A 23,447-nucleotide genomic window follows, 5' to 3' on the forward strand; every position below is an offset into this window, starting at 1 on the left:
AATGACAGCATCGAAAAATTCGTCGACGTCCGCTCAGGCGGGCACTTCCGCGAGCAGCACCGGATTCGACCAGGCCACCCAGCCGATGCAGCAGATGTTCGAGGCATGGCTGAACGCATGGCGCGGTTTCGCCGATCCGGCGCGTGCCGCCACCGCGGCGAGCACGGCGAACCCGTTCGCCGCATTCCAACTCCCGACATCGCTTCCGTTCCAGATGCCGTCGATGCCCGACCTGGGCAGCCTCGGCGGCATGGCGTCGCCGCTCGCCGGGCTGAAGCTGCCGGTGGCCGCGATTCCGCCCGAACGGCTCCAGAAACTGCAGGCCGACTATGCGCGCGACTGCATGACGCTGATGCAGCAGAGCGTTGCCGCGAAGCTCGAATCGCCGGAGTTGAAGGATCGCCGCTTCAGCGCGGATGCATGGAAGGCTTCGCCCGCGCATGCGTTCGCCGCGGCGTGGTATCTGCTCAACGCGCGTTATCTGCAGGAACTGGCCGACGCGCTCGAGACCGATCCGAAGACGCGCGAGCGCATCCGTTTCTCGGTCCAGCAATGGACGGCCGCGGCCGCGCCGAGCAACTTCCTCGCGCTTAATCCCGATGCACAGAAATCGATTCTCGAGACGCAGGGCGAAAGCCTGCGGCAGGGGATGATGAACCTGCTCGGCGACATGCAGCGCGGCAAGATTTCGCAGACCGACGAATCGCAATTCGTGGTCGGCAAGAACCTCGGGTGTACCGAAGGTGCGGTCGTCTACGAGAACGACCTGATCCAGTTGATCCAGTACACGCCGAAGACGGACAAGGTGTTCGAGCGGCCGCTGCTGATCGTGCCGCCGTGCATCAACAAGTTCTACATCCTCGACCTGCAGCCCGAGAATTCGCTCGTCGCGCACGCACTGTCCAATGGCCATCAGGTGTTCCTCGTGTCGTGGCGCAATGCCGACGCGTCGGTCGCGCACAAGACGTGGGACGACTACATGAACGAAGGGCTGCTCGCGGCGATCGATGCCGTGCAGCAGGTCAGTGGCCGCGAGCAGATCAACACGCTCGGCTTCTGCGTCGGCGGCACGATGCTCGCGACGGCGCTGTCGGTGCTCGCCGCGCGCGGCGAACATCCGGCCGCGTCGATGACGCTGCTGACCGCGATGCTGGACTTCACCGACACCGGCATCCTCGACGTGTTCGTCGACGAGGCGCACGTGCAGATGCGCGAGCAGACCATCGGCGGCAAGAACGGCACGCCGCCGGGGCTGATGCGCGGTGTCGAATTCGCGAATACGTTCTCGTTCCTGCGACCGAACGACCTCGTGTGGAACTACGTGGTCGACAACTACCTGAAGGGCCGCACGCCCGCGCCGTTCGACCTGCTGTACTGGAACAGCGACTCGACGAGCCTGCCCGGCCCGATGTACGCGTGGTACCTGCGCAATACGTACCTCGAGAACAAGCTGCGCGTGCCCGGTGCGCTGACGGTGTGCGGCGAGTCCGTCGACCTGTCGCGCATCGACGTGCCGACCTTCATCTACGGGTCGCGCGAGGATCACATCGTGCCGTGGCAGACCGCCTATGAATCGACGTCGATCCTGACGGGCCCGCTGAAGTTCGTGCTCGGCGCATCGGGTCACATTGCAGGCGTGATCAATCCGCCGGCGAAGAAAAAGCGCAGCTACTGGATCAACGACGGCGAACTGCCCGAATCCGCGGACGACTGGTTTGCCGGGGCGACCGAGCAGCCGGGCAGCTGGTGGACAACCTGGGTCGAATGGCTCGACCAGTACGGCGGCCGCAAGGTCGCGCCGCCCGCGAAGCTTGGTTCGGCGCAGTTCCCGGTGATCGAGCCGGCGCCGGGCCGTTACGTGTTGCAGCGCGATTGACGAAAACCGGACAGCGGCGCACGCTGTCCGGTGCACCGCAGTTTTTTTAACAGGGCCGGTAGCGATGCGCCGTATCGTGCGGGCCTGGAGGAAAGGGAAATGACGGACGTAGTGATCGTATCGGCCGCGCGGACCGCGGTCGGCAAATTCGGCGGCTCGCTCGCGAAGGTTGCGGCACCGGAACTGGGCGCGACGGTGATTCGCGCGGTGCTGGAGCGCTCGGGCGTGAAGCCCGATCAGGTGAGCGAAGTGATCATGGGTCAGGTGCTGACGGCAGGTTCGGGGCAGAACCCGGCGCGCCAGTCGCTGATCAAGGCCGGCCTGCCGAATGCCGTGCCGGGGATGACGATCAACAAGGTGTGCGGCTCGGGCCTGAAGGCCGTGATGCTGGCGGCGAACGCGATCGCGGCGGGCGACGCGGAGATCGTGATCGCAGGCGGCCAGGAAAACATGAGCGCGTCGCCGCACGTGCTGCCGGGCTCGCGAGACGGGTTCCGGATGGGCGACGCGAAGCTGGTCGACACGATGATCGTCGACGGTCTGTGGGACGTGTACAACCAGTACCACATGGGCATCACGGCGGAGAACGTGGCGAAGGAATACGGGATCACGCGCGAAGAGCAGGACGCATTTGCGGCGTTGTCGCAGAACAAGGCGGAAGCCGCGCAGAAGGCCGGTCGTTTCAACGACGAGATCGTGCCGGTGTCGATTCCGCAGCGCAAGGGCGAGCCGCTGCAGTTCGCGACGGACGAATTCGTGCGTCACGGCGTGACGGCGGAATCGCTGTCGGGGCTGAAGCCGGCGTTCTCGAAGGACGGCTCGGTGACGGCGGCGAACGCGTCGGGTCTGAACGACGGCGCGGCAGCGGTGCTGGTGATGTCGGCGCAGAAGGCGGCGGCCCTTGGCCTGACGCCGCTTGCGCGGATCAAGGCGTACGCGAACGCGGGGGTGGATCCGAGCGTGATGGGGATGGGTCCGGTGCCGGCTTCGCGCCGCTGTCTGGAGCGTGCGGGGTGGACGCCGGGCGACCTGGACCTGATGGAAATCAACGAGGCATTCGCGGCGCAGGCGCTGGCGGTGCACAAGCAGATGGGGTGGGACACGTCGAAGGTGAACGTGAACGGCGGAGCGATCGCGATCGGTCACCCGATCGGGGCATCGGGCTGCCGGATCCTGGTGACGCTGCTGCACGAGATGGTCAAGCGCGACGCGAAGCGCGGGCTGGCGTCGCTGTGCATCGGCGGCGGGATGGGCGTCGCACTCGCGGTCGAACGTCCGTAACCGGCCGTTCGTCACCGCCAAACCGATCCGTGCGCCGGCCGATTGCGGCTTCGGCCGGCGCCACGTGAAGTCAGGGGGGCCTCCGGCGGCTCTCAAAACCAAGAAATGGAGTGAGATTTATGTCTCAGCGAATTGCGTACGTAACGGGCGGGATGGGCGGCATCGGCACCAGCATCTGCCAGCGTCTGTCGAAAGACGGCTTCAAGGTGGTCGCGGGTTGCGGCCCGAATTCGCCGCGCCGGGTGAAATGGATCGAGGACCAGAAGGCACTCGGGTACGATTTCATCGCATCGGAAGGCAACGTCGGCGACTGGGAATCGACCAAGGCAGCGTTCGACAAGGTCAAGGCCGAAGTCGGCGAGATCGATGTGCTGGTCAACAACGCGGGCATTACGCGCGACGTCGTGTTCCGCAAGATGACGCACGAAGACTGGACGGCGGTGATCGACACCAACCTGACGAGCCTGTTCAACGTAACGAAGCAGGTGATCGACGGGATGGTCGAGCGCGGCTGGGGTCGGATCATCAACATTTCGTCGGTGAACGGGCAGAAGGGCCAGTTCGGCCAGACGAACTACTCGACCGCGAAAGCTGGCATCCACGGGTTCACGATGTCGCTCGCGCAGGAAGTCGCAACGAAGGGCGTGACGGTCAACACCGTGTCGCCCGGCTATATCGGCACCGACATGGTGAAGGCGATCCGCCCGGACGTGCTCGAGAAGATCGTCGCGACGATTCCCGTGCGGCGTCTCGGCGGCCCGGAGGAAATCGGTTCGATCGTCGCGTGGCTCGCGTCGAACGATTCCGGCTTCGCGACGGGTGCCGATTTCTCGCTGAACGGCGGCCTGCACATGGGCTGAACGTCCGGGCTGCGCAGGCGAAATGGCTGCGCAGTCTGGCGTGTCCGAAGGCCCCCGCCTCCCGGATTCGGGAGGCGGGGATTTGTCACTTGCGCTACGCTGCACACGAAGGCGTTACATGACTACTACAAAGAAAACGGCCGAGCGGCTCATCAAGAAGTATCCGAACCGCCGGCTCTACGATACCGAGACGAGCACGTACATCACGCTGACGGATGTCAAGCAGCTCGTGCTGGAACAGGAGGACTTCAAGGTCGTCGATGCGAAATCCAACGAAGACCTGACGCGCAGCATCCTGCTGCAGATCATCCTCGAGGAAGAAAGTGGCGGCGTGCCGATGTTCTCGTCGTCGATGCTGTCGCAGATCATCCGTTTCTACGGTCATGCGATGCAGGGCATGATGGGCACGTACCTGGAGAAGAACATCCAGGCATTCATCGACATCCAGAACAAGCTCGCGGATCAATCGAAGAACCTCTACGAAGGTAACGCGATGAATCCGGAAGTCTGGTCGCAGTTCATGAACATGCAGGCGCCGATGATGCAAGGGATGATGACGAGCTACATCGAGCAGTCGAAGAACATGTTCGTGCAGATGCAGGAGCAGATGCAGAACCAGGCGAAATCGATGTTCAGCACGTTCCCGTTCAAGCAACCGGGCACGCCGGAGCCGGAGAAGAAGTAACGTATTTGCGGCGGGCCGGCCGCGGGTCGGTCGGCGCCGCGACGTGCGGCGGTGCGAGGCAACCGATCGCGTGCTTGGGCACGATGATGGTCGGTGGCCGGCTGCCGCAGGATGCCGCCGACGGTCGTTTCTGATCGTCGGCACCGAATGCCCGTGCCTTCGCGTGAGGCGGGCAAGACCGTTGCCCGGTCGAGCGAATTCCAGACAGTCAGTCCAGCCGAACCTGCGCGTGGTGTGTCCGGTTGCGCGTGTTCGCGCGCGTACCGGCCGCGATTACGTTTCGTGTCCGTACAACGCGCAACGCGCGAGGCCGGCGTGGTACGCCGGTTTCCCTCACTCAGAGTGCCGGATCGAAATCCTGGTGATCGTCCGCAGGCGGGAGGTCAAGCACGAGCTTCACCGCGCTGTAGTTCGCCTTCAGCGAAAACACGCGACCGATCACGAGAAACGTCTGCCGCGAATTCTCGAGTTCGACGAAGTCGCCGGGTTGCGGCACATGCGCGCCCTGGTCATACGAAAAGCTGGTGCTGGTTTGCTCGCCGATGGTTTCGGCGGCGTGCTCGGTGAATTCGATCGTGATGTGGGTGGTCATGCGAGCCCCGTTGGGTGTGAATAGAGCGGATGCCGAGATTTTCGCATGCCGGCGGGGCAGTTCCAGGGCGATTCTTGCCTGGTTTCTCGCGGCGCGGCGCGCGTCTGCCGTGTCGGCCGACCCGTTGTGCCGCATGGAAAGGGCCGGATCGCTTTTCTCTGTCCGCCCGGCGCGCCCGCAAGAGCCGCACGTCGGCGTCGCGATCCGCCGCGTGCCAACCGCCGGTTTTGCCTCGCTGACCCATAAATAGCTGTAAACTCACGCTTTTGCCGCCACGCCCCCACATTCCAGATGTCCCAGTCCCCCAAAGTAGGCTTCGTTTCCCTCGGGTGCCCGAAGGCGCTCGTCGACTCCGAACAAATCATTACCCAGTTGCGCGCCGAAGGTTATGAAATCTCCGGCACGTACGACGGCGCCGACCTCGTCGTCGTCAACACCTGCGGCTTCATCGACGAAGCCGTGCAGGAGAGTCTCGACGCGATCGGCGAAGCGCTGACCGAAAACGGCAAGGTGATCGTCACCGGCTGCCTGGGTGCGAAGTCGAGCGCCAGCGGCTCGAACCTCATCGAGGAAGTCCACCCGAAGGTGCTCGCCGTTACCGGCCCGCACGCGGTGGGCGAAGTGATGCAGGCCGTGCATTCGCATCTGCCGAAGCCGCACGACCCGTTCGTCGACCTGGTGCCGCCCGCCGGCATCAAGCTCACGCCGCGCCACTACGCGTACCTGAAGATCTCCGAAGGCTGCAACCACCGCTGCACGTTCTGCATCATCCCGTCGATGCGCGGCGACCTCGTGTCGCGTCCGGTCGCCGAAGTGATGCTCGAGGCCGAGAACCTGTTCAAGTCGGGCGTGAAGGAACTGCTCGTGATCTCGCAGGACACGAGCGCGTACGGCGTCGACGTGAAATATCGCACGGGCTTCTGGAACGGCAAGCCGATCAAGACGCGCATGACCGACCTGGTCGCCGCGCTCGGCGAACTGGCCGCGCAATACGGTGCCTGGGTGCGCCTGCACTACGTGTATCCGTATCCGAGCGTCGACGAAGTGATTCCGCTGATGGCCGAAGGTCCGTTCAAGGGCCATGTGCTTCCGTATCTCGACGTGCCGTTCCAGCACGCGCATCCGGAAGTGCTCAAGCGCATGAAGCGCCCGGCGAACGCCGAGAAGGTGCTCGAACGCGTGCAGAAGTGGCGCGAGATCTGCCCGGACCTGACGATCCGCAGCACGTTCATCGCGGGCTTCCCCGGCGAGACGGAAGAGCAGTTCGAAACGCTGCTGGACTTCATCCGCGAGGCGGACCTCGACCGCGTCGGCTGCTTCGCGTATTCGCCGGTCGAAGGCGCGACCGCGAACGAACTGGACGGCGCGCTGCCGGACGAGGTTCGCGAGGAACGTCGCGCGCGCTTCATGGAAGTGGCCGAGGAAGTGTCGGCTCAGCGCATGCAGCGCAAGGTCGGCAAGACGCTCAAGGTGCTGATCGACGAAGTCAGCGCGGAAGGCGGGATCGGCCGCACGGCGGCGGATGCGCCGGAGATCGACGGCGTCGTCTATGTGGAGCCGGCGACGAAGGCGTCGAAGCGCTACAAGGTCGGCGATTTCGTGTCGGTGAAGATCACGGGCGCAGACGGCCATGATCTGTGGGGCGAGGTTTAAGCGATGACCGCAGTGTTTCCGCAGATCCTCGCGCTCGGCGAGGCGATGATCGAATTCAACCAGTCGCAGCCGGGTCGTCCGGAGTTCCTGCAGGGCTTCGGCGGCGACACGTCGAACTTCTGTATCGCCGCAGCGCGCCAGGGCGCGTCGACAGGCTTCGTGTCGGCGATCGGCGACGATCCGTTCGGCCGGCTGCTGGCCGACATGTGGGCGTCGGAACGCGTCGACACGACGTACGTGCGGATCGACCGCACGGCGCCGACCGGCGTGTATTTCGTCACGCACGGGGCTGACGGCCATCAGTTCGACTATCTGCGCGCGGGTTCCGCGGCGAGCCGCTATGCGGTGGCCGACCTGCCGCTCGACGCGCTGGCCGCGGCGAAAGCCGTGCACCTGTCCGGCATCAGTCTCGCGATCAGCACGGCCGCGTGCGATGCCGCGTTCGCCGCGATCGACCATGCGCGCCGCAACGGCGCGCAGGTCAGCTTCGATACGAACCTGCGCCTGAAGCTGTGGCCGCTGCCGCGCGCCCGCGCGGTGATGCGCGAGGCGCTGCGCCAGACGGACATCTGTCTGCCGAGCTGGGACGACGTCACGGCGCTCACCGGCGCGAACGATCGCGACGCGATCGTCGACGCGATGCTCGAACACGGGCCGCAGGTCGTCGCACTGAAACTCGGCAGGGAAGGCGCGTACGTCGCGACGCCGCACGAGCGACGCGTCGTGCCGGGCTTCGCGGTGGAAGCCATCGATGCGACGGGCGCCGGCGACTGCTTCGGCGGCGCGTTCGTCGCGCGGATCGTCGCGGGCGACGATCCGTTCGCGGCCGCGCACTATGCGAACGCGGCGGCGGCGCTGTCGACGACGGGCTACGGCGCGGTCGCGCCGATTCCGCACCGCGATGCGGTGGAACGCCTGATGCAGGGCTGACGCGGGTTACGCACGCTGGTCGCGGCCGCGCACGATCGGTTCATTCGAACGACGTGAAGTGGCGGCGGGCAGGGTGCGTACCGCGGTCGCTGTGCGTTCGCGACGATGTGTATCGGCGACGCGCGGTCACGGTCGATCGCCGCAGTCGGCGAGCGAATCTGAAGCAAGGAGCAATACAAGGTGGGTCGATATTCGGAATGGCCGCGAGCGCTCGTGCTCGCCGGCGCGCTGGCAGCGGGCTTCGCGATGCCGGGCGTGGCCGCGGCGCAGGTTGCCGCATCGGGTGTGCAGCAGGATGAACCGGTGCCTGCTCGGCCGCTGCGGCCGAATCCGGAATTCGCCCGGCTGCCGCGCTACGAGGGCACGCTTGGCGATCGGCCGATCGTCGTGCATCTCGGTCCGAAGACGGACGAAGAAGGCGTGCATGGCGAATACCAGTTCACGGATACCGGCGAGGTGATCCTGCTCGCGGGCGATCGCGATGGCGATACACTCGAGATCGAAGAATCGAACGACGGCACGAACATCACGGGCGTGTGGATCGGCCGCTTCGATTCGACCGGCGCCCTGAAAGCCGACCGGATGAATTCCGACGAATCGGATCCGCAGCCCGTCGTGCTGCATCCCACGCCGGCCAGGCGCGCGGCGCTGCAGGTCCGCAACGGTCGCGTGCAGGAGATCGAGACGGTCGGCGGCGTCGTCAACCTGCGCACCGACGACTGAGAACGCCCGAGCGCGCGCTGGCTCGGCGCGTGCGGCGCGCATTGTACCGGGCCAAGCGCGCCGATTTTGGCTAACCTAGCAGGATATTCCGCAACCGAACGGCCTTGTGCCCGCCCTCTGCCATGACTGCATCCACTTCGAAGCGCGCACTGCAAACCCGCATCGTTCAACCCGACGACGTCATCCCGGAAGGCTTCCGCTCGTTCGTGCCGCCGGTTGCGCGCGCGTCGACGGTCGTGTTCCCCGATCTCGCGACGATGCGCGCGCTGGTCTGGCACAACGACAACCAGTGGCGCTACGGGCTGCATGCGACCCCGACGTCGCTCGCGCTCGCGCAGCGGCTGGCCGAGATCGAAGGCGGCACGCACGCGCTGCTGCAGCCGTCGGGTCTCGCGGCGATCATGAACGTCTATTTCGGGATCGTGAAGGCGGGCGACGATGTGCTGATCCCGCACAACATCTACGGACCGAATGCCGATTTCGGCAACTGGCTCGCGAAGGACTTCGGCATTACCGCGCGTTTCTACGATCCGCTCGTGGGTGCGGGTATCGCCGACCTGATCCGGCCGAACACGCGGCTGATCTGGATCGAGGCGCCAGGCTCCGTGACGATGGAAGTGCCCGACGTGCGCGCGATTACGGCGGTCGCACAGGCGCGCGGCATCGTCACCGCGATCGACAATACGTATTCGGCCGGGCTCGCGTTCAAACCGTTCGAGCACGGCGTCGACATCTCGGTGCAGGCGCTGACCAAGTATCAGTCGGGCGGCAGCGACGTGCTGATGGGCTCGACGATCACCGCGAACGCGGAACTGCATGGGCAACTGAAACTCGCGCGGATGCGCTGCGGGATCGGTGTGTCGGTTGACGACTGCTCGCTCGTGATGCGCAGCCTGCCGAGCATGCAGGTGCGTTTCGACGCGCACAGCAAGAGCGCGCTCGCGCTCGCGCAGTGGCTGAAGGCACGGCCGGAAATTGCGGCCGTGCTGCATCCGCAACTGCCGGACTGCCCGGGGCATGAAGCGTTCGTGCGCGACTTCACGGGCGCGGGCGGGCTATTCTCGGTGGTGTTCGACGAACGCTACAGTGCCGAGCAGATCGACCGTTTCGTCGAGGCGCTCGAGCTGTTCGCGATCGGTTGGAGCTGGGGCGGCGCATGCAGTCTCGCGATGCCGTACGACGTCGCGTCGATGCGCGCGGACTGGCCGCATCGCGGCACGCTGGTGCGCTTCTACGTCGGTCTCGAGGACGAATCCGACCTGCGCGCGGACATCGAACGCGCGCTGCAGGCCACGCTCGACCGATAATCGCGGCAGAAAAACGAAACGCCGGCGCGATGCAACGTCGCGCCGGCGTTTCGCATTGGCGGCTCGCGCGGATCAGAACAGCCGCAGCAGCCCGTCGAGACCGACGTGGTCGAACGCGACGGTGGCCGCATCGCGCACGACCGGCTTCGCGTGGAAGGCGACCGACAGCCCGGCTTCGGCCATCATCTTCAGATCGTTCGACCCGTCGCCCATCGCGATCGCGCGGCTTGGCGCGATGCCGAGCGACGCGCACGTATCGCGCAGCATGCGCGCCTTCACGTCCGCGTTGACGATCTCGCCGAGCACCTTGCCGGTCAGCTTGCCGTCGACGATCTCGAGCGTGTTCGCGTGCGCGTAGTCGAGGCCGAGGCGTGCCTTCAGACGCTCGGTGAAGAACGTGAAGCCGCCCGACACGAGCAGGGTCTTCAGGCCCGCGGCCTTTACGCCGGCGAGCATCGTCTCGGCACCCGGTGACAGTTGCAGCCGTTCCTCGTACACGCGTTCGAGCGCCTGCGCGTCGAGGCCGGCGAGCAGCGCGACGCGGCGCGTCAGGCTTTCGTTGAAGTCGCGGATCTCGCCGCGCATCGATGCTTCGGTGATTTCGGCGACTTGCGTCTTCAGCCCGCAGAAGTCGGCGATCTCGTCGATGCATTCGATCGTGATCAGCGTCGAATCCATGTCCATCACGACGAGCCCGAAGTCGCCGAGCGCGCGGCCGGCGTCGACGAAGCCGAAGTCGAGTGCATGCGTGCCGCAGTACGCGTCGATGTCGAGGCGCTGCGCCGGATGTGCGTTTTCGATGCGCAGCGCGTGATCGTCGGTCTGCACGATGCGGGTGCCGCGCGACAGCGCGAGCAGCGGTTTGTGATGCGCGTCCGACAGCGGCGCGAGACTCTGGATGACGAGGTTCTGGGTCATGACGGAATGATTGGAAGCGAATGAAACGCGTGCGTGGCCGGCGTGCGGCCACCTGCGAGCGCGGGGCCCCGTTCGGCTGCGGGCCGCGGCGTCGCGAACGCGCCATTGTAGCCGGTTGGTATCCAGTCGCGATCGGATCGCTGGCGGATGCGGCCGTGAGTGGCGCCGGAAGCCGCTCCCCGTGGGATTTGCCGGGCGCGGGCGCTTACCGTTCGCCCGCGCGATCCCAGTAAGGCGGATCGCCGAAGTGATCGGCGAGAAACGAGATGAAGGCGAGCGTCTTCAGCGGCACGTGCGCGCGGCTCGGATAGACGGCCCAGATCGCGATGTCGTTCGCGAACGGATAGTCGTCGAGCACGGTGACGAGCGCGCCGCTCGCGAGCAGCGGACCGACATCCCAGGTCGACTTGATCGCAATGCCGAAGCCGTCGACGAGCGCTTCGCGGATCGCCTCGCCGTTGCTCGCGACGAGCCGGCCGCCGACCCGCACGGTGAGCGGGCCTTGCGGCGTCGCGAACGACCAGTCGCGCTGATCGCCGAGGATCACGCATTCGTGCTGCGTGAGGTCGGCCGGATGGCGCGGCGCGCCGCGTTCGGCGAGATACGCGGGCGAGCAGCACAGCACGCGCCGGTTCGCCGCGAGCTTGCGCGCGACGAGCGTCGAATCCTTCAGCGCGCCGAGGCGGATCGCGACGTCGTAGCCGTCGTCGACGAGGTCGACGATCTCGTCGGACAGCCGCAGGTCGAGCGACACGGACGGGTAGCGGCGCAAGAACGCAGGAATTACCGGCGCGACGTGCTGGCGGCCGAACGACGACGACATCGACACCTTCAGCCGCCCATACGGCTCGCTGCGGCCGTGCCCGACCGACGCGCGCGCGGCGTCGGCGGCCGACAGCAGCGCTTCGGCGCGCGCCATGAAGACTTCGCCATCCTGCGTGAGGCTGATGCGGCGCGTGGTGCGGTGCAGCAGCCGCGCGCCGAGCTGGCGCTCCAGTTGTGCAATGCGCGCGCTCGCGACGGCGGCCGATACGCCGAACTCGCGCCCGGCCGCGGTCACGTTCGCGAGCAATGCGGCGCGCACGAACAGGCCGACATCGAGCAGGTCGAGCGGCTTGTCGGAGGCGGGCACCGGATCGGATCTCATTATTCGGAAATTCCTGAAAATGTTTCAGGAAATATAGCGGTTTTCTGAAATGATCGGGCGGCCTACGATGGGATCCATGGGGCTGCTTTGCGGCCCGACCGATTTCCGTGAACCCTGAAGGAGTGTCGTGATGAAAGCCGTTGGACTGACCCGTTACCTGCCGATCGACGACCCGCAGGCGCTGCTCGACGTGGAGGTGCCGCAACCGGTGCCGGGCCCGCGCGACCTGCTGGTGAAGGTCGAGGCGATTTCCGTGAACCCGGTGGACACCAAGGTGCGCGCGCCGAAGCCGCAGGTCGAGGAAATGCCGCGCGTGCTCGGCTGGGATGCGGCCGGCACGGTCGTCGCGGTCGGCGCCGAGGTCACGCTGTTCCGGCCGGGCGACGCGGTGTTCTATGCGGGCAGCATCACGCGGCCCGGAGCGAACAGCGAATTTCACGCGGTCGACGAGCGCATCGCCGCACTCAAGCCGCGCACGCTCGATTTCGCTGCCGCTGCCGCGTTGCCGCTTACCGCGCTGACTGCCTGGGAGGCGTTGTTCGACCGGTTGCGCGTGTCGCCGCAGGGCGCGGACGCCGGCAAGTCGGTGCTGATCATCGGCGGCGCGGGCGGGGTGGGCTCGATCGCGATCCAGCTCGCGAAGACGCTCGGCAAGTTGCACGTGATCGCGACGGCATCGCGGCCAGCGTCGGCCGAATGGGTGCGCTCGCTCGGTGCGGACGACGTGGTCGATCATTTCGGCGACCTGCCGGCCCAACTGCGCGAAATCGGCCGCCCGAACGTCGACTACGTGCTGATCTTCAACGACACGGATCGCCATTTCCCTGCCGCCGCGGAAGTCATCCGGCCGCAGGGCGGCATTTGCACGATCGTCGAGAACGAGAAGCCGGTTCCGGTCGAACAACTGAAGGCGAAGAGTGCAGCGTTTCACTGGGAGTTCATGTTCACGCGCGCGATGTTCGAGACGCCGGACATGATCGAGCAGCATCGGATCCTGAGCGAGGTGGCCCGGCTCGTCGACGGCGGGACGCTGCGCACGACGCTCGGCGCTCAGCTCGGCACGATCAACGCAGCGAACGTGCGGCATGCGCACCAGTTGCTCGAAGCCGGGCGCGCGATCGGCAAGCTCGTGCTGAGCGGCTTCTGAGCGGCTCCGGGGCCGGGCATCACGGGTACGGGATGCCGCGTCGCGAACGCAAGCGGGGTAACACCCGATGCGTTTGCGGCGCATTGCCTGCCGCTTGGCGGTAGACTGACAACGCGTCATGCATCGAAAACCGCGCGGCGCGCGCGTGCCGCCGCATTACAAGGAGGTCAGCATGAGCCAACGCAGCTTGTCGGTCGCCGTATCGTGGTCGGCCGTATTCGCGGCGGCGTGCGTCAGCGCGAGCGTATTCGCGGCGCCGCCGGTCAAGGGCAGCCTGAAGGGCGGAGGGACAGGGCAGCTCGAATACACCGTCAAGGTCGATTCGAAGACCTTCGGCAACACGCAGGAGACGCGCAAGATCCGCTCGGGCGAAACGGACGACTTCAACTGGAAGTCGGTGCCGCCGAGCGGCGCGGTCGCGATGCCGAACGGCTGCCCGAACGCCGACAATCTGCCGCGCGACGAGAATGGCGCGATGGTCCGCCAGACCCAGATCCGGCTCGCGCCGTCGGTCGACGCGAAGGGCATCGCGAACGTGCAGATGAGCTTCCAGGCCGCTGCGCCGAAAGGCACGCGCAACGTGAGCGTCGGCGGCAAGTCGCTGCAGTGCCCGGACGCCATATCGGTGAGCCAGGTCAAGTGGATATCGATTCCGACCAATGGCGGTTCGAAGTCCGTCACGATGAGCGACGGCACGAAGGTGACGGTGTCGATCAAGCACTGAGCCGTGTGCGCGGCCGGTGAATCGTCCGGTGCGCGCGCAACCAAAATCGGCATCCGGATTCGCGCGATCTCGGCGTGGCGGCGCGCGAGCATTTCGTGTCGCGCGTCGTCGCTGCCTTCGTCGCGCCTTTCATGTGATTCACGTGACGTCATGCGGATGCCACGCTATTCTCGTCGGCATCCTTCATCTTTCCCGAACGTCGTCCCGATGAAACATCGCATGCGCGTACTGCTGTCGGCTGTTGCGTTCGTCGCCGCACATGCACAGGCGGCCGACGATTGCAGCTTCGTGAAAAAAGTCGAGCTGCCGTCGCGCCAGCAGACGGCCGTCGTATCGAGCGGTGCACTCGAACCATGCTCGGCCGGCAGCTATGCGGTGCGCGTGTATTCGACCGCGCATGCCGCACCGGGCTTCGATATCGACGACTACGTAACCGGTGTGCTGCATGCGCGCGATGGTACGGTCGCCGACGCGTTCACGGCCGATCTCGGGGTGCGCGCGCCGCAAGCGCTCGTCGTCACGACGCGCTCGGCCGGCAGCGGCGGCTACGTGAGCGCGCAGGCCTATGTGACGACGCCGCGCGCGGTGCGGCTCGTTGCGTCGGTCGACGGACTCGCGCCCGATGCGGACGTCACGGCCGCGCTGCGACAGGCCATCGGCAAGCGCCGCGCGGCGCACTGAGCGCCCACCGCGCGAAGACCGCGCGTGTCAATGCGCGCGTTCTTCGAGCCGCGATGCGAGAAAGCGATGATCGGCCGAGAACAGCCGGCGATATGTCATCAGGACCGCACCGACCGTGCCGAGCGCGGATGCCGCGGCGATCAGGAACATGATCACGATCTGGTAGCGCACGGCCTGCAGCGGCGACTGGCCCGCCAGCACCTGGCCCGTCATCATCCCCGGCAGGCTTACGACGCCGACGACGGCCATCTGGTTGAGCGTCGGCAGCATGCCGGCACGCACGGCCTGGCGTGCCGCGTCCTGTGCGGCCTCCCAGCGCGTCGCGCCGAGCGCGAGCACGGTCTCGACGCGGTCGCGCCGTGCGGTCAATTCCTCCATCATCCGCTCGACGCCGAGCGACACGCCCGTGAGCGTATTGCCGAGGATCATCCCGAGGATCGGGATCGCATATTGCGGCGCGTACCACGGATGAATGCGGATCACGACGAACAGGCCGATCGCCGCCACGAACCAGCTGCTGAACCAGATCGACACGATGCTGTCGGCGCGCTGCCCGCGATACGTGTGCTTGCCGCGCCCGGCGCCTGCGAAGCCGGCGATCAGCGTCATCAATGCCGTGAGCGGCAGCACGACGGTCCAGTGCGGATGGCCGAACACCCAGCCGAGCACGTAGCCGATGGCGAGCAACTGCACGACGGTTCGCACGGCCGCGAGTGCGAGCTTGCGGCCGAGCCCGAGCGACAGTGCGGCCGAGAGTGTGCCGTTGACCGCGACGAGTGCGGCGGCGATGCCGACGTCGACGAGACTGAGATCCTGCAGTGCCGGGCTCATTGCGTGGCCTCCTTCGGGTCCGTGGCGTGCAGCACGCCGGCCTGCATCATGAGCCGTGTCGCGGCGATGCGTGCGGCCTGTGCCGGATCGTGCGAGATCCACATGTATGCGCGTGCATCGGGCGCCGCATCGAACCACGCGCCGACGAGCGCCTCGATCGCGCGCGTCGAATCGGGATCGAGCGCCGACGTCGGTTCGTCCAGCAGCAGCACGTCGGGATCGAGTTGCAGCACGCGCAGCAGCGCGGCGATCTGCGCTTCGCCGCCCGACAGTTCGCTTGCGCGCTTGTCGAGGAAGTCGGCGCCGCGGCCGGCACGCACGGCGAGCGATTCGACGCGCGCGCGATCGAACGCGACGTCGCGATAGATCGCGAGCGAATACGGGTAGCGCAATTGCGCTTCGACGGTGCCGTCCATTTGCGCGGGGCGCTGACGCACGTACGCGACGCTGCGCCGGTAGCGCGGAATCGCGCTGCGCCGGATCCGCTCACCGCGCCACAGAATGTGTCCGCCATCGAGCGGATCGAGCAACGCGAGCGCGCGCAGCAGCACGCTCTTGCCCGATCCCGACGGCCCCGTGATAGCAATTCGCGATCCCGCCGCGAGACTGAAGTCGGTCGGGGCGAGCAGCGTCCTGCCGCTGCTGGTGTCGCGGCGCGTGATGTGCCGCGCATCGATGAGACCGGTCGGGGCTGTCATGTCAAAAGTGAAAAAAAGCGTTAATGGCGCCGAAGTGTGTCCGCAGCGTGCGTCATAATACCGATTGAAAAGCCGCCGGTGTCGTGCGCCGTTCATTCACGCAAGCGGCCCGACATGGCGCAAAACCCGGCAGAACAACAACGGACCCGCCATGACGCTAACCCGAGCCATCGGTAAATCGGCTGCATGGATCGTCGGAATTGTCGCAATCGTCATTGCTGCAGCCGGCATCTTTCTCTTCACGTTCGACTGGAACCGCGCGAAGCCGTGGATTAACGAACGGGTGACGGCTGCACTCGGCCGTCCATTCGCGATCAACGGCGACATCAAGGTCGGCTGGCGTCGCCCGTCGGGCGAGAGCGGCTGGCGCGCGTGGGTGCCCTGGCCGAGCTTCTCGGCCACGCAGCTCGAGATCGGCAATCCCGATTGGGCGAAGGCGCCGAAGTTCGTCACGCTCGACGCCGCGCATTTCGACCTGGCAATCCTGCCGCTGTTCGCCCACGAGATCGTCATTCCGTCGATCGACATCGTCAATCCCGCGGTCGACCTCGAACGGCTCGCCGACGGTCGCAATACGTGGACCTTCCAGTTCCAGCAATCGTCGCAGCCATCGCCGTGGAAGGTGCGGCTCGACAGCTTCGGTTTCGCGAAAGGGACCGTCGCGTATCGCGATGCGATCACCAAGGCCGATCTCACGGTTGCGATCGATACGCTCGGCCAGCCGATTCCGCTTGGCGACGTGCTAAAGGAGCAGGAGCAGACTTCGCGTGCGGCATCGGCCCAGCGTGTCGGCAAGCGCGGTGCCGCGCAACTGAGCGCGAAGGCGAATGCCCAGGCCGCGTCGAGCGCGTCGGCGGCGGAGGCCGCGAGTGCGTCGTCGTCGGATGCCGCTTCGGCTGCCGCGACTGGTTCGGGTTCCTCCGTATCGACGGTCGCATCGGCCTCCGGTGCAAGCGGCGCCAGTGGTGCTGCCGCTGCAGCGCCGTCCGGGCCGACGTATGCGTTCGGGCTCAAGGTCGACGGCCGCTACAAGAACGTGCCGATCAACGGCACCGGCAAGCTGGGCGGCGTGCTCGCGATCGAGAACGCGACGCAACCGTTCCCGTTGCAGGCCGATGTGAAGGCCGGCGATACGCGGCTCGCGATCGTCGGCACGCTGACCGATCCGATGCATCTCGCGGCGATCGACCTGCGACTGTGGCTGCAGGGCACGTCGATGTCGCACCTGTACCAGCTTACCGGCATCACGCTGCCCGATACGCCGCCGTATGCGACCGAAGGGCGCCTGATCGGCAACTTCAAGCCGCACGCGAGCACGTTCCGCTACGAGAACTTCAACGGCCGCGTCGGCGGCAGCGATCTTGGCGGCACGCTCGCCTACGCACAGGGCGAACCGCGGCCGAAGCTGTCGGGCGAGCTCGTATCGAACCTGCTGCAGTTCTCCGATCTCGCGCCGGTGATCGGCGCGGACACCGCCGCGAGCAAGGCCAAGCGCGGCGACACGACGCGCCAGCCGCCGGGGCGCGTGCTGCCGGTCGAGACGTTCCGTACCGACCGCTGGCGCGCGCTCGACGCGGACGTGAAGTTCACCGGCCGCAAGCTGATCAAGAGCGCGAACCTGCCGATCACGAACCTGTACACGCACATCGTGCTGCAGGACGGCGTGCTGTCGCTCGAGCCGCTGCAGTTCGGCGTCGCGGGCGGCACCCTCGCGACGACCGCGCATCTCGACGGCAGCGGCACGCCGCTGAAGGGCCGTTTCACGGTGGCTGCACGGCACCTGAAGCTCAAGCAACTGTTCCCGACGCAGAAGGTGATGCAGTCTGCGCTCGGCGAGATCAACGGCGACGCGTCGCTGTCGGCCACCGGCAACTCGCCGGCCGCGCTCGCCGCGACCTCGAATGGCGAGGTGAAGGCGCTCGTTACGGACGGCCGCATCAGCCGCCTGCTGATGGAGGCGGCGGGGCTGAACGTCGCGAACGTCGTCTACGAGAAGCTGTTCGGCAACCGCGACGTGAACATCAATTGCGCGGCGATCGATTTCACCGCGACCAACGGCATTCTCGATCCGAAAGTATTCGCGCTCGACACCGACGACGCGCTGATCAACGTCGACGGGCCGATCAGCCTGCGCGACGAATCGCTCGATCTGAAGATCCACCCGCATACGAAGGGTTTCCGGATCTTCTCGCTGCGCTCGCCGCTGTACGCGAAGGGCACGTTCAAGAATCCGAACGTCGGCGTCGACGCGGGCGCGCTCGCGCTGCGTGCCGGCGCGATGATCGGCCTCGGCCTGATCAACCCGTTCGCAGCACTGATTCCGCTGATCGCGCCGAGCAACAACAAGGATGTGCCGTGCTCGCAGTTGTTCGGGCAGATGAAGGAGAAGGCCGCGCAGAAGCAGGCGGCGAAGGCCGGGAAGTGAGGGGCGAGGGCGCCGGCCGGCTGCTGATGTCGGTTGCCGGCGCGCGTCCATTTCAGAGGTCAGCGCGCCGTCGTCATCGAGATTAAAGGGGTCTGGTTGCGCGATATGGCCTTCCGAGCGCCGAGGCGACTGCCCGCAATTCACAGTCGGGCTGAGGGGCGAGCGTGACCGCCGCCAGCGACCGTCGAAAGGCCCGCGTCCCGCCGTATTCACGGGGTGCCGGGCCGCGCGGAAACACCTCGTCACCGGCTGTCGTAGCGGTGCGGTCGGCAGTTTCTCCGACACCTGCTAAAATACACGGTTTTCCGTCGATTTCTCTCTTACGGGACCTGCCGTGCTTTCTACTGCCAACATCACGATGCAATTCGGGCCGAAGCCCTTGTTCGAGAATATCTCGGTCAAATTCGGCGAGGGCAACCGCTATGGTCTGATCGGCGCGAACGGCTGTGGCAAGTCGACCTTCATGAAGATCCTCGGCGGCGACCTCGAGCCGAGCGGCGGCAACGTCGCGCTCGAGCCGAACGTGCGCCTGGGCAAGCTGCGCCAGGACCAGTTCGCGTATGAAGACGTGCGCGTGCTCGACGTCGTAATGATGGGCCACACTGAAATGTGGGCCGCGATGACCGAGCGCGACGCGATTTACGCGAACCCGGAAGCCACTGACGACGACTACATGCACGCAGCCGAACTCGAAGGCAAGTTTGCGGAATACGGCGGCTATGACGCCGAGGCGCGCGCGGGCGCGCTGCTGCTCGGCATCGGCATCGAGGAGAAGTTCCACAACGGCACGATGGCAGACGTCGCGCCGGGCTGGAAGCTGCGCGTGCTGCTCGCCCAGGCGCTGTTCTCGAAGCCGGACGTGCTGTTGCTCGACGAACCGACCAACAACCTGGACATCAACTCGATCCGTTGGCTCGAGCACACGCTCAACGAGTACAACTCGACGATGATCATCATCTCGCACGATCGTCACTTCCTGAACTCGGTGTGCACGCATATGGCCGACATGGACTTCGGCACGCTGAAGGTCTGGCCGGGCAACTACGACGACTACATGCTCGCATCGGCACAGGCGCGCGAGCGCCAGGCTGCGGCGAACGCACGTGCGAAGGAGCGCGTGGCCGAGTTGCAGGACTTCGTGCGCCGTTTCTCGGCGAACAAGTCGAAGGCTCGCCAGGCAACCAGCCGCGCGAAGCAGATCGACAAGATCAAGATCGAGGAATTCAAGCCGTCGTCGCGTCAGAATCCGTTCATCCGCTTCGAGTTCGAGAAGAAGCTGCATAACGTAGCGGTGGTCGCCGAAGACATCACGAAAAAGTACGAACGCACGATCTTCCAGAACTTCAACCTGTCGGTGCAGCCGGGCGAGCGCATCGCGATCATCGGCGAGAACGGCGCGGGCAAGACGACGCTGCTGCGTTCGCTGCTCGGCGCGCTCGAGCTCGATCACGGCACGGTGAAGTGGTCCGAGAACGCGAATGTCGGCTACATGCCGCAGGACACGTACGAGGAATTCCCGAACGACATCACGCTGATGGACTGGATCGACCAGTACCGCAAGGATGGCGACGACGAAACGATGGTGCGCGGCACGCTGGGCCGCCTGCTGTTCTCGTCGGACGACATCAAGAAGTCGGTGAAGGTGCTGTCGGGCGGCGAGAAGGGCCGCATGATCTGGGGCAAGCTGATGCTCGGCCGCCACAACGTGCTGCTGATGGACGAGCCGACCAACCACATGGACATGGAGTCGATCGAGTCGCTGCAGATCGCGCTCGAGCAGTTCGAGGGCACGCTGATCTTCGTATCCCACGACCGCGAATTCGTGAGCGGGCTGGCGAACCGGATCATCGAAGTGCGCACGGACGGTACGCTGTTCGACTTCGGCGGGAATTACGAAGAGTTCCTGACGAGCCAGGGGCAGGAGTAATTGCCCGGGCGTCATGCCCGACACTGATGTACCGCAAGCCCGCCAGGTGGAAACCCGGCGGGCTTTTCCATATCCGGCTATCCGGACTGCTCGCTCGTCGTCATTGAACCGGCTCCATACTCAACGGGCCTGAACTGGCACCGACCTGGCGCAGCCGCGTGCCCGTCCATTCGCAGAAGAAGCGCACCGCATTCCCCGTCAAGCATTGTCAAATCCGCTGCAATATCACGATGCCTGACGTTTTGCGCCGGCGCCGAGGCTGTGTTCGACCGATCGATTGAGTATCCTTGAGTGCGAATCGCGGTACCCACGCAGTCACGACAGGGAGGCTTCACATGAATACACGTCTATACCGCGCGACCGTGGCCGGTGCGCTGATCGGATTGCTCGCGCCGTTTTCGGTCGCCCATGCGCAGCTTGGCGATGTGCTGAAGCAGGTCGGCGGCGGTGACTCGGGCGGCAGCGCGGGCGGTGCACTGGGCAACCTGGGCGGCCTCGGCGGCGCGCTCACGGGGGGCGGCGGCGCGTCGTCGCTGATGTCGGGCAGCACCAGCAACGTCGCGGGCCTGCTGCAGTTCTGCATCCAGAACAACTATCTGGGCGGCGCGTCCGGCGGCGCATCGTCGGTGAAGGACGCGCTGATGAGCAAGCTCGGCGGCAACGCGTCGTCCGACAGCGGCTATACGAGCGGCGCGAGCGGGATCCTCGACGCGGGCAACGGCAGCAAGGTCGACCTGAGCGGCGGCGGCCTGAAGCAACAAGTCACCAAGCAGATTTGCGACAAGGTGCTCGCGCAAGGGAAGTCGCTGCTGTAAGCCGGCGTCGCATACCGTTCGCGCACGTCCGGTTCGTGCGCGAACGGCGGAAAAGGCCGGTGTGGCGGCAGAAGCGGGCGGTCGCCATCGCCGGCGGTCACGTCCGGCCGCGTCAACCCGAAAAGTCCGTCACGACCGTCACGCCGGCGCCTTCGAACCGGTTCATGTTCATCAGCGCGTCGATCGACTGTCCGAGACTGATTTCCTTGCCGATCAGGCGGCTCGGCGCGAGCGTGCCGGCATGCACCATATCGAGCATCGCGTCGTAGCGATGCGCCTGCATTCCGTGGCTGCCGAGAATCTCGAGCTCGTGCGCGATGACTTTGCTCATCGGCACGGCCGGCGTCGCATGCTCGCCGAGCATCAGCCCGACCTGCACATGCTTGCCGCGGCGGCGCAGATTGCTGATCGAGTTGAAGCAGGTAGTCGGATGGCCAAGCGCATCGAGCGACACGTGTGCGCCGCCGCGCGTGATCTCCTTTACCGCATCGACAACGTCGGCGACTTGTGACGCATTGACAGTCGCCGCGGCGCCGACCGATCGCGCCAGCGCGAGCGCCCGGTCCGAAATGTCGATCGCGACGACGTTCGCGCCGATCGCATGCGCGATCATGATCGCCGACAAACCCACGCCCCCGCAGCCGTGCACGGCGACCCACTGGCCGGCCGACGTGCGTCCCTGGTCGACAACCGCGCGAAACGACGTCACGAAGCGGCATCCGAGGCTGGCCGCGGTGGGGAAATCGAGTGCATCGGGCAGTCGCACCAGATTCAGATCCGCGTGATGGATGCCGACATATTGGGCGAACGAGCCCCAGTGCGTGAAGCCGGGCTGAAACTGCTGCTCGCATACCTGCTGGTTGCCCGAGTGGCACTCCGGGCAGTGGCCGCAGCCGCCGACGAACGGCACCGTGACACGATCGCCGGTCTTCCAGCGCGTGACCGCCGCACCGGTCGCGACCACGACGCCTGCGAGTTCGTGCCCCGGCACATGCGGCAGCACGATGTCCGGATCGTGCCCCATCCAGCCGTGCCAGTCGCTGCGGCACACGCCGGTCGCCTTCACCTCGATCACGACGCCGTCGGGTGCCGGCGTCGGATCGTCTACGTTCATCAACCGCGGTGCGGCGCCGAATGCTTCATAGACGACTGCTTTCACTATTTCCTCCTGAATAGAATGACTCTTTCAATATAGCCCGGCTATGGCGGATTTATCTTTCGATTCGCCATTGAGAAACGGTCATTTCCGAGATAGTCTTGCGACCATCGCGGGATTGCCGCAAGGAGCTTTCATGGAGCAACTGGACAGGATCGATCGTGGCATGCTCGACATGCTCCAGCAGGACGGACGCGTGTCGAACGCGCGACTGGCCGAAGCGTTTTCGCTGAGCGAGACGTCCTGCTGGCGCCGGCTGCGGCGGCTGGAAGAAGCGGGGTTGATCGCGGGCTATCACGCGCGGCTCGACCGCAGAAAGCTGGGGCTCGGCGTGATGGCGTTCGTGCAGATCGTGTGCACGCAGCACAGCGAGGCGGTGACGGCCGAGTTCGAGCGCCTGATCCAGGCCAGCCCCAACGTGCTTGCGTGCGACAACACGACCGGCGAAGCGGATTTCCTGCTGCAGGTCGTGGCAGCCGATCTCGACGACTACAGTCACTTCGTCGAGAAGGTGTTGCGTAAGCTGCCGGGCGTATTGAGCATCCGCTCGAACCTGTCGCTGCGGCAGTTGAAGTCGACGCAGCGGTTGCCGATCGAGTGACGGCGCGCGCCGGCGCGCGCTCAGTCGGCAAGCCGCTTGTCGGCGAGCGCCTTGCAACAGTCTTCGTACACCCACTGCACGAGTTTGGCCCGGTAGTCGAGGTCGTCGGTATCGACGATTTCCTCGACCGCGTCGCGCGCCCACGATGCGTCGACGAAGCCGGCGTGGCGCTTGGCGATGTCCTGCGCGAGCGCGGCCAGCTTCGCGATGGCGAGCCAGTCGGACTGCCGGTGATGGCGGTCGAGCCAGCGGTGCGCGGCCTGGACCTGGAACGACGCGTCGGGCCAGGATTCGTTGAGGTAAAACGCGCCGAGATTGCCGCAGGTGAGCCAGCACAGCAGCTCCAGGCGGTCTTGCGAGCCGAGGTTGTGGGATGCGTCGGTCATGGCAGCGCTCACGAAAGGCATCGAGTCCGGATGGTGCGGTTTGCAACAGCCGGCGCCGATACTAAAAACATAGCACGATGCGGG

22 protein-coding genes are annotated in these 23,447 nt (G+C 65.9%); 15 read left to right on the forward strand and 7 right to left on the reverse strand.

Going from position 1 to position 23,447, the window contains the following annotated elements; genetic code table 11:
• Position 1: 1 nt before the first annotated feature.
• The 4 genes from phaC to phaR all read left to right on the forward strand — a co-directional run bounded on the left by phaC (position 2) and on the right by phaR (position 4,702).
• The gene (gene phaC / locus J7024_RS01025) at positions 2-1,876 is read left to right on the forward strand and encodes a class I poly(R)-hydroxyalkanoic acid synthase (RefSeq protein ID WP_124828577.1); all 1,875 of its coding nucleotides are present in this window, start codon (positions 2-4) and stop codon (positions 1,874-1,876) included.
• 99 nt (positions 1,877-1,975) lie between these two features.
• Positions 1,976-3,157 (forward strand): acetyl-CoA C-acetyltransferase, encoded by a 1,182-nt coding sequence (locus J7024_RS01030; RefSeq protein WP_199568441.1) that lies wholly within the window; start codon positions 1,976-1,978, stop codon positions 3,155-3,157.
• Between the two features lie 119 nt (positions 3,158-3,276).
• On the forward strand, positions 3,277-4,017 hold the full coding sequence (locus J7024_RS01035) for a 3-ketoacyl-ACP reductase (RefSeq protein WP_096505142.1): 741 nt from the start codon (positions 3,277-3,279) through the stop codon (positions 4,015-4,017).
• Between the two features lie 118 nt (positions 4,018-4,135).
• Positions 4,136-4,702 carry a polyhydroxyalkanoate synthesis repressor PhaR gene (gene phaR / locus J7024_RS01040; RefSeq protein WP_006478701.1) on the forward strand — a complete coding sequence of 189 codons (567 nt, stop codon included), beginning with the start codon at positions 4,136-4,138 and terminating at the stop codon, positions 4,700-4,702.
• Positions 4,703-5,039: 337 nt separating this feature from the next.
• Here phaR and J7024_RS01045 read toward each other — a convergent pair whose 3' ends face one another.
• On the reverse strand, positions 5,040-5,294 hold the full coding sequence (locus J7024_RS01045; RefSeq protein WP_124830489.1) for a hypothetical protein: 255 nt from the start codon (positions 5,292-5,294) through the stop codon (positions 5,040-5,042).
• Between the two features lie 291 nt (positions 5,295-5,585).
• Here J7024_RS01045 and rimO point away from each other — a divergent pair, with 291 nt between their 5' ends.
• The 4 genes from rimO (at position 5,586) to J7024_RS01065 (ending at position 9,907) form a co-directional block, all read left to right on the forward strand.
• Positions 5,586-6,947, forward strand: a complete 1,362-nt coding sequence (gene rimO / locus J7024_RS01050; protein ID WP_121862176.1) for a 30S ribosomal protein S12 methylthiotransferase RimO — start codon at positions 5,586-5,588, stop codon at positions 6,945-6,947.
• 3 nt (positions 6,948-6,950) lie between these two features.
• A complete protein-coding gene (locus tag J7024_RS01055; RefSeq protein ID WP_124830487.1) occupies positions 6,951-7,877 on the forward strand; it encodes a sugar kinase in 927 nt (308 codons plus the stop codon).
• A gap of 180 nt (positions 7,878-8,057) precedes the next feature.
• Positions 8,058-8,600, forward strand: a complete 543-nt coding sequence (locus tag J7024_RS01060; RefSeq protein WP_124830486.1) for a hypothetical protein — start codon at positions 8,058-8,060, stop codon at positions 8,598-8,600.
• Between the two features lie 122 nt (positions 8,601-8,722).
• On the forward strand, positions 8,723-9,907 hold the full coding sequence (locus J7024_RS01065) for a cystathionine beta-lyase (RefSeq protein WP_124830485.1): 1,185 nt from the start codon (positions 8,723-8,725) through the stop codon (positions 9,905-9,907).
• A 72-nt stretch (positions 9,908-9,979) separates the two neighbouring features.
• Here the strand turns inward: J7024_RS01065 and serB are convergent, their stop codons facing one another.
• Together serB and J7024_RS01075 are read right to left on the reverse strand one after the other, a co-directional pair.
• Entirely contained in the window at positions 9,980-10,825 is an 846-nt protein-coding gene (gene serB / locus J7024_RS01070; RefSeq protein WP_124830484.1) for a phosphoserine phosphatase SerB, read from the reverse strand.
• 205 nt (positions 10,826-11,030) lie between these two features.
• Positions 11,031-11,972: a LysR family transcriptional regulator gene (locus tag J7024_RS01075; RefSeq protein WP_124830483.1), complete on the reverse strand. Its 942-nt coding sequence runs from the start codon at positions 11,970-11,972 to the stop codon at positions 11,031-11,033.
• Between the two features lie 130 nt (positions 11,973-12,102).
• Here J7024_RS01075 and J7024_RS01080 point away from each other — a divergent pair, with 130 nt between their 5' ends.
• From J7024_RS01080 to J7024_RS01090, 3 genes are all read left to right on the forward strand, one after another.
• Positions 12,103-13,119: a zinc-binding alcohol dehydrogenase family protein gene (locus J7024_RS01080; protein ID WP_124830482.1), complete on the forward strand. Its 1,017-nt coding sequence runs from the start codon at positions 12,103-12,105 to the stop codon at positions 13,117-13,119.
• A gap of 172 nt (positions 13,120-13,291) precedes the next feature.
• Positions 13,292-13,843 (forward strand): DUF6013 family protein, encoded by a 552-nt coding sequence (locus J7024_RS01085; RefSeq protein WP_124830481.1) that lies wholly within the window; start codon positions 13,292-13,294, stop codon positions 13,841-13,843.
• Between the two features lie 207 nt (positions 13,844-14,050).
• Positions 14,051-14,524, forward strand: a complete 474-nt coding sequence (locus J7024_RS01090) for a PliI family lysozyme inhibitor of I-type lysozyme (RefSeq protein ID WP_175760646.1) — start codon at positions 14,051-14,053, stop codon at positions 14,522-14,524.
• Positions 14,525-14,551: 27 nt separating this feature from the next.
• On the opposite strand, the gene J7024_RS01095 is transcribed toward J7024_RS01090, so the two are convergent.
• Positions 14,552-15,355, reverse strand: a complete 804-nt coding sequence (locus J7024_RS01095; protein WP_124830479.1) for an ABC transporter permease — start codon at positions 15,353-15,355, stop codon at positions 14,552-14,554.
• Complete coding sequence (locus tag J7024_RS01100) at positions 15,352-16,053, reverse strand: ABC transporter ATP-binding protein (protein ID WP_124830478.1); 702 nt, start codon at positions 16,051-16,053, stop codon at positions 15,352-15,354. The genes J7024_RS01095 and J7024_RS01100 overlap by 4 nt, the downstream gene beginning before the upstream one ends.
• Positions 16,054-16,204: 151 nt before the next feature.
• Between J7024_RS01100 and J7024_RS01105 the strand changes: the two genes are divergently transcribed.
• From J7024_RS01105 to J7024_RS01115, 3 genes are all read left to right on the forward strand, one after another.
• The gene (locus J7024_RS01105) at positions 16,205-18,478 is read left to right on the forward strand and encodes an AsmA family protein (RefSeq protein WP_124830477.1); all 2,274 of its coding nucleotides are present in this window, start codon (positions 16,205-16,207) and stop codon (positions 18,476-18,478) included.
• 334 nt (positions 18,479-18,812) lie between these two features.
• Positions 18,813-20,405 carry an ABC-F family ATPase gene (locus tag J7024_RS01110; protein ID WP_124830476.1) on the forward strand — a complete coding sequence of 531 codons (1,593 nt, stop codon included), beginning with the start codon at positions 18,813-18,815 and terminating at the stop codon, positions 20,403-20,405.
• A gap of 335 nt (positions 20,406-20,740) precedes the next feature.
• The gene (locus J7024_RS01115) at positions 20,741-21,220 is read left to right on the forward strand and encodes a DUF2501 domain-containing protein (protein WP_234744725.1); all 480 of its coding nucleotides are present in this window, start codon (positions 20,741-20,743) and stop codon (positions 21,218-21,220) included.
• Between the two features lie 112 nt (positions 21,221-21,332).
• Here the strand turns inward: J7024_RS01115 and J7024_RS01120 are convergent, their stop codons facing one another.
• On the reverse strand, positions 21,333-22,379 hold the full coding sequence (locus J7024_RS01120) for a zinc-dependent alcohol dehydrogenase family protein (protein ID WP_124830474.1): 1,047 nt from the start codon (positions 22,377-22,379) through the stop codon (positions 21,333-21,335).
• Positions 22,380-22,512: 133 nt separating this feature from the next.
• On the opposite strand from J7024_RS01120, the gene J7024_RS01125 reads away from it, so the two are divergent.
• A complete protein-coding gene (locus tag J7024_RS01125; RefSeq protein WP_124830473.1) occupies positions 22,513-22,977 on the forward strand; it encodes an Lrp/AsnC family transcriptional regulator in 465 nt (154 codons plus the stop codon).
• Positions 22,978-22,997: 20 nt separating this feature from the next.
• On the opposite strand, the gene J7024_RS01130 is transcribed toward J7024_RS01125, so the two are convergent.
• A complete protein-coding gene (locus J7024_RS01130; RefSeq protein WP_096505175.1) occupies positions 22,998-23,363 on the reverse strand; it encodes a hypothetical protein in 366 nt (121 codons plus the stop codon).
• Positions 23,364-23,447: the final 84 nt, after the last annotated feature.

The sequence above is a fragment of the Burkholderia sp. WTPI3 genome, from assembly GCF_021483755.1.
In the GTDB taxonomy this organism is placed as follows: Bacteria; Pseudomonadota; Gammaproteobacteria; order Burkholderiales; family Burkholderiaceae; genus Burkholderia.